6 protein-coding genes and 1 other RNA gene (1 of these 7 running past the window's edge) are annotated in these 6,019 nt (G+C 50.0%); all 7 read left to right on the top strand.

Going from position 1 to position 6,019, the window contains the following annotated elements:
* The first annotated feature begins 95 nt into the window (after positions 1–95).
* Positions 96–1,424 (top strand): transcription termination factor Rho, encoded by a 1,329-nt coding sequence (gene rho, locus MKX98_RS00675; RefSeq protein WP_071222335.1) that lies wholly within the window; start codon positions 96–98, stop codon positions 1,422–1,424.
* A 32-nt stretch (positions 1,425–1,456) separates the two neighbouring features.
* The gene (locus MKX98_RS00680) at positions 1,457–2,734 is read left to right on the top strand and encodes a radical SAM protein (RefSeq protein ID WP_194540356.1); all 1,278 of its coding nucleotides are present in this window, start codon (positions 1,457–1,459) and stop codon (positions 2,732–2,734) included.
* 177 nt (positions 2,735–2,911) lie between these two features.
* Positions 2,912–3,109 (top strand): 50S ribosomal protein L31, encoded by a 198-nt coding sequence (gene rpmE, locus MKX98_RS00685; protein ID WP_006207505.1) that lies wholly within the window; start codon positions 2,912–2,914, stop codon positions 3,107–3,109.
* Between the two features lie 117 nt (positions 3,110–3,226).
* An RNA gene (gene ffs, locus MKX98_RS00690) (signal recognition particle sRNA large type) lies at positions 3,227–3,493 on the top strand.
* Positions 3,494–3,786: 293 nt separating this feature from the next.
* Positions 3,787–5,502 carry a DNA polymerase III subunit gamma/tau gene (dnaX, locus tag MKX98_RS00695; RefSeq protein WP_194540357.1) on the top strand — a complete coding sequence of 572 codons (1,716 nt, stop codon included), beginning with the start codon at positions 3,787–3,789 and terminating at the stop codon, positions 5,500–5,502.
* 40 nt (positions 5,503–5,542) lie between these two features.
* Positions 5,543–5,854 carry a YbaB/EbfC family nucleoid-associated protein gene (locus MKX98_RS00700; RefSeq protein WP_009595540.1) on the top strand — a complete coding sequence of 104 codons (312 nt, stop codon included), beginning with the start codon at positions 5,543–5,545 and terminating at the stop codon, positions 5,852–5,854.
* A gap of 25 nt (positions 5,855–5,879) precedes the next feature.
* A protein-coding gene (gene recR / locus MKX98_RS00705) for a recombination mediator RecR (protein ID WP_071222338.1) crosses the window boundary here: on the top strand, positions 5,880–6,019 show its start. 460 nt of this gene lie beyond the right edge of the window; 140 of the gene's 600 nt are visible here — the first part of the coding sequence; it begins with the start codon at positions 5,880–5,882; its stop codon lies off the right edge, out of view.

The following is a 6,019-nucleotide window of genomic DNA, read 5'->3' on the forward strand; positions in this document are numbered from 1 at the left end:
GGGTAATGCTCCTAGTAAAGCTCTCATAGAATAATAGACTACATGACAGCAGGATTGCTGTGACAGAAACAAATAATTGAATAGGTGGTTATTGAATGGATTTACAAATAGCCGATTTGGAAGGCATGAAGCTGACGGATCTGTATAAGCTGGCCAAAAAGTATCAGATTCCTTATTATGGCCAGTTGAAGAAAAAAGAATTGATATTTGCCATTCTCCGGGCGCAGGCCGAACAGAGCGGCTTGATGTTCATGGAGGGCGTACTCGAGATTTTGCCGGAAGGTTACGGTTTTCTTAGACCGATCAACTATTTGCCGAGCACGGAGGACATCTACATTTCAGCCTCCCAGATTCGTAAATTTGATTTACGGACCGGAGATTTGGTTTCGGGCAAATGCCGGACACCTAAAGAGAACGAACGTTACTTCGGGCTGCTGCAGGTCAACGCCGTGAATGGTGAGAATCCTGCCGTCGCAGCGGAACGATTGCACTTCCCAGCCTTGACTCCTCTATATCCGCAAGAAAAGCTTGTTCTTGAAACATCCCCTAATCAGTTGTCAACCCGAATTATGGATCTGCTTGCACCTGTAGGTTTAGGACAACGCGGTTTGATCGTGGCACCACCAAAAGCAGGGAAAACGCTCCTCTTAAAAGAAATCGCCAACAGCATCTCAACCAACAATCCAGAGATTGAACTGTTTGTTTTACTCATCGATGAACGGCCTGAAGAAGTGACGGATATGCAGCGTTCCGTTAAGGGCGAGGTGGTTGCTTCTACTTTTGACGAGCTTCCGGAGAACCATATTAAAGTGGCGGAACTGGTATTGTCCCGTGCCTTGCGGCTGGTGGAGCATAAGAAGGACGTTGTTATATTGCTGGACAGCATCACCCGTCTTGCGCGTGCATATAACCTGGTTATCCCTCCGTCCGGAAGAACCCTGAGCGGCGGTATTGATCCTGCTGCATTCCATCGTCCGAAACGCTTCTTCGGTTCGGCGCGTAACGTGGAGGAAGGCGGAAGCTTGACGATTTTGGCTACAGCCTTGGTTGAAACCGGATCGCGGATGGATGATATTATTTATGAGGAATTTAAAGGAACGGGCAATATGGAACTGCACTTGGATCGCCGCTTCGCGGAACGCCGTATTTTCCCGGCGATCGACATTCGTCGCTCCGGTACCCGGCGTGAAGAGGTGCTCTTGAACAAGGATGAACTGGATACCATTTGGGCGATCCGTAAAAATATGAACGACTCTGCTGACTTTGTGGAAGGATTCCTCAAAAAAATGCGTGACAGCAAGAATAACGCGGAGTTCTTGGCATCATTTGATGTGAATGCCAATAACGGCAGCGGAACCGGGACTCAGAGCCAGACAGCCAGACGTCCATCGCGTGCATCTGCAGCGACGGCACCTCAGAGCTAAGCCTGAATCAACCCGGAGAATAGGAGATCAACATGTATTTGGTTTATGCAGATGAGCAAGGGAACGTATATGATCATTCCGAGCTTTTCGGGCTTGCCCGAAGCGGTGATATGATCGTTGAAATATTGGATGATGAATTGATACCTTTGCCAGAGGGAGCTACCCTGGTCGGGCTGCCGAGCACCCGAGCGATCGGGATGGATCCGGAGACCGGTGAAATGATGCCGCTTGAGGATGGGTATACCGCTGTCGGAGCGCTTTTGCCGCAAGGATATACCCGCTTGTGCTTGCCAGGGTACGTGAAGACGGACAAGGAATATAAGCTGCCGCTGTTCGGTTATTCGGCGGTGGTATGGAAGGATGGCGCCTTCTATACGACGGCGCGTTTGTCCGATGACCCTGAGAAGTGGAACCCTGTGAACTGCGATCTGAACGATCTTGAGCTTGGGGTTAAGACGCTGAAGGAGAAATATCCGGAGAATCGACTCTATGAGCATCTGTCTAACTGTGCATTAGGATATGAATGCCTGACGGCATCCAACACCTTCCTGAATCGCTGGGAAGGCGCTGTTCCCGTATCTTATTCCTGCAATGCCGGTTGCTTCGGTTGTATATCGGAACAGCCGGATGACAGCGGCTTTGTCGCGCCTCAGACCCGCATGAACTTCCGTCCGAGAGTGGATGAGCTGGTGCAGGTTATGCTGGAGCATCTGAAGACACCGGAATCGATCATCAGCTTTGGCCAAGGTTGTGAGGGAGAGCCCTCCACGCAGGCGAAGATCATTATAGAAGCCATGAGAGAAGTTCGGGCGCAGACTGATATGGGCTACATTAATATTAATACCAATGCGGGACTGACCGATTTTATCCGCGGCATCGTGGATGCGGGTCTTGATCTGATGAGAGTCAGCACAATCAGTGCATTGGATGATCATTATAACGCATACTACAAGCCAAGGGGCTATACGCTGGCCAATGTGGAGAAATCCCTTCGCTATGCAACCGATCAAGGCGTGTATACATCCATCAACTATCTGATCTTCCCAGGCGTGACCGATCGCGAGGAAGAGCTGGAGGCTATGATTGAGTTTGCCCGCCGCACGGGCCTCAAGTTAATCCAGCTCCGTAATCTCAATATTGACCCTGAGAGCTATCTCGAGCTTATTCCGCCTGCGCAAGGTGAGATTCTGGGGATGAAGCAGGCTATTGAGATTATGCAGGAGGAGCTGCCGGATGTGGTGATTGGCTCCTATACGCATGTGCCGCCTCCGGGACAGGCAAGACCGAAGAAGAGACCTTCAATTATCTAGCAGAATCGTGCTGGCATTGCATGTGTTAAAATCAGGTTGAAATTCCAATTGTGTACTTGTCTGATGATTTGTGTATGGGCTATTGCGCATTCAATATGCTCGTGATATACTCCATTTATGTGTCCATATAACTCTGGGTCCGCATGAGGCTCAGGGCGGAAAGAGGTGAAAGCTACAATGAAACAAGATATTCAACCGAAATATCACGTTACTACAGTTACTTGTGCTTGCGGTAATACGTTTGAGACAGGTTCTGTAAAACCAGATCTTCGTGTAGAGATTTGCTCGAACTGTCATCCGTTCTTCACAGGTAAACAGAAATTCCTGGATGCTGGCGGTCGTGTTGATAGATTCAAGAAGAAATACGGTATCTAATAAACAAACCCTTCGCCCTTGTGGTCGAAGGGTTTTTGTCTGTTTACAGGGCTGGTGGAGTATGCAACTTCTTCCGTCGGTTGCTTTTTTGATAGCCATGCGATATACTAAAGTTCGCCGTGCTAGACGGGGAGGTAGCGGTGCCCTGTAACTCGCAATCCGCTGTAGCGAGGTTGAATTCCTGTTAGAGGTATTGTCGATGTGAGGCTGGTCCCTGCGCTCAACGTTGACGGTTGGGTCCTCCGCAATGAGCACTTGTGAACCTGGTCAGGTCCGGAAGGAAGCAGCCATAAGCAAGATCGCTTTTGTGCCGGAGGGGTGCCTAGCCCGAGTTGTTGCTCAGGATTGCCGCTCGGATCGCAATTATCAATAACAGGTGCACGGTATACATATCTGCACATAACACCTTTGCCATATTGGCAAGGGTGTTTTTTGTCGAGACGGCTATAGATTCAAGCTGATCCTTCATGTGCACTTTGGATAAAGATTTCCAAGTAAACGTTTTGCTAAGGCAGGGGAAAGTAGTATAGAATGTAGTATAATATAACCGTTAAACTCACGCCTTTTGGGCTGGGATTGACCATGAATGCAATAGTAAAGCACGCGAAGATCGGGCTTAGTATAAACCTTAGGGTTCTCGATCTCGTGAAGTGGAAGTTGAAAGAGGGTAAAGCACAGTGGAACATATCGCGTTATATCGTGCTTGGCGACCACAGTCGTTCGGCGACATGGTGGGCCAGCAGCATATTATCCAGACCCTGCAGAATGCTATTCGCGAGCAGCGGGTTTCCCATGCCTACCTGTTCAGCGGTCCACGGGGTACAGGCAAGACCAGTGCCGCTAAAATTTTGGCCAAAGCCGTGAACTGCGAGCATGGTCCGGCTGAGGAACCCTGCAATGAATGCGAGGCCTGCCGGCGTATAACGTCCGGAGCCGTCATGGATGTTCAGGAGATCGATGCTGCATCCAACCGCGGCGTCGAGGAAATCCGTGATTTGCGGGAGAAAGTCAAATACGCACCGACCGAGGTGCGGCGCAAGGTTTATATTATCGATGAAGTACACATGCTGACGACGGAAGCGTTCAATGCCTTATTGAAAACGCTGGAGGAACCGCCGGCACACGTGATGTTTATACTAGCGACAACAGAGCCGCACAGGCTTCCGGCAACGATCATCTCACGCTGTCAACGGTTTGACTTCCGTAGAGTTTCCTTGGACGAACAAACCGGGCGTCTGGAGCAGATTTGCGGAGAAGAAGGCATTACGGCAGAGCATGAAGCGCTGCAGTATATCGCACGTCTGTCGGATGGCGGTATGCGGGATGCACTGAGCATTCTGGATCAGATTGCTTCCTTTACCGGAGGTACGGTATCTTACCAGCAGGTCATGGACATGACGGGCGGCATTGCCTCGGAGCAGTTTGGCCGTCTGGCCAGTGCTGTGAAACAGGGGGATGCCGGACTTGTGCTGCAGATTGTGGAGCAATTTATGCAGGAGGGAAAAAGTGCAGATAAATGCATGGAGAACCTCCTGTATTATTTCCGCGATTTGCTCATGATCAAGATGGTTCCAGGCGCTGACAAGCTGACCGACCGGGTTTTGAATCCGGCAGAGTTTCAGGAGATGGCAAATGCCTTCAGCCGAGAGGAACTATTTCAAATGATTGATACGCTGAACCGGTATCAGAGTGAGATGAAATACGCCTCGCAGCCGCAAACTCTGTTTGAGGTAGCGTTGCTCAAGCTCTCCGGTATAACCCAATCTGCGGGTGGGGCCTCAGCTGCCCATAGTACGGCCGATGCAGGTGAACTCGCTCAGCTGAAACAGCACGTAGCCGCACTTGAGAAGAAGCTGGAGCGACTGATACAAAATGGTGTTCCTGCATCAGGTCAACGTGAACCGGCCAAGTCTACCCGTACACCGGCACCGAAAGCAGCTTCATCAGCCAAGATTCCGCAGCATATGGATCAGTATGTATCTTGCCGAACCGGAGAGGATTTTACCTCTGTTCAACGGCAGTGGGCCCAAATTCTGCAGAACGTGAAAGAGGAGAAGGTAACGGTCCACGCATGGTTGATGGATGGTGAGCCTGTGTCCGTATGGGAAGACAAGGTTCTTATCGCTTTTAAAAACAACATCCACCGCGAAACCACGGAGAAGCCTGCCAATAAACAGGTGATTGAAGGGGTTCTTGAGTCAACGCTTGGCAAGCCGTATCATCTGGTTACCATGATGCTTCGTGATTGGAGTGACGCGGTAGAAGGAGTGGGCAAGCCTCAGGCAGAAGAACTTAAGCTTGAGCACGAAGAAGCGGAGGCCGGTGGGGAAAAACCATGGATTGATGAGGCCATCCAGTTGTTTGGAGAAGACCTCGTTGTCATAAAAGACTAGCACGTCCCTACGTGCACCCTATTATAAGGAGAGATGAATCATGAATAATATGAACCAAATGATGAAGCAAGTGAAAAAGATGCAGGAGCAAATGCTCAAGGCTCAGGAAGAGCTCGCTACGAAAACCGTTGAAGGAACTTCCGGCGGTGGCGTGGTTACCGTGGAAGCGAATGGTCATAAACAAATTTTGTCCATCAACATCAAACCTGAGGCGGTTGATCCGGATGACGTGGAAATGCTGCAGGATCTGGTATTGACTGCGGTTAACGATGCTCTTGCTAAGGCTGAAGAAATCGCAAATGCTGATATGGGCAAATTCACAGGCGGCATGAAAATTCCGGGCTTGTTCTAATCTAACCTAGAAGGAGTAGTTACATTTGTACTATCCTGAACCGATCGCGAAGCTCATCGACGCCTTTACGCGACTGCCGGGTGTGGGGCCGAAGACGGCCGCCCGCCTGGCTTTTCATGTTCTGAACATGAAGGAAGATGACGTTATAGATTTTGCCAAAGCGCT

It is taken from the genome of Paenibacillus sp. FSL W7-1332 (assembly GCF_037969785.1).
Taxonomy (GTDB): domain Bacteria; phylum Bacillota; class Bacilli; order Paenibacillales; family Paenibacillaceae; genus Paenibacillus_AQ.

Coding starts and splice junctions, on each gene's coding strand:
- MKX98_RS00700 (WP_009595540.1), top strand. CDS start 5,543: ATGAATAATATGAACCAAATGATGAAGCAAGTGAAAAAGATGCAGGAG.
- MKX98_RS00680 (WP_194540356.1), top strand. CDS start 1,457: ATGTATTTGGTTTATGCAGATGAGCAAGGGAACGTATATGATCATTCC.
- rho (WP_071222335.1), top strand. CDS start 96: ATGGATTTACAAATAGCCGATTTGGAAGGCATGAAGCTGACGGATCTG.
- rpmE (WP_006207505.1), top strand. CDS start 2,912: ATGAAACAAGATATTCAACCGAAATATCACGTTACTACAGTTACTTGT.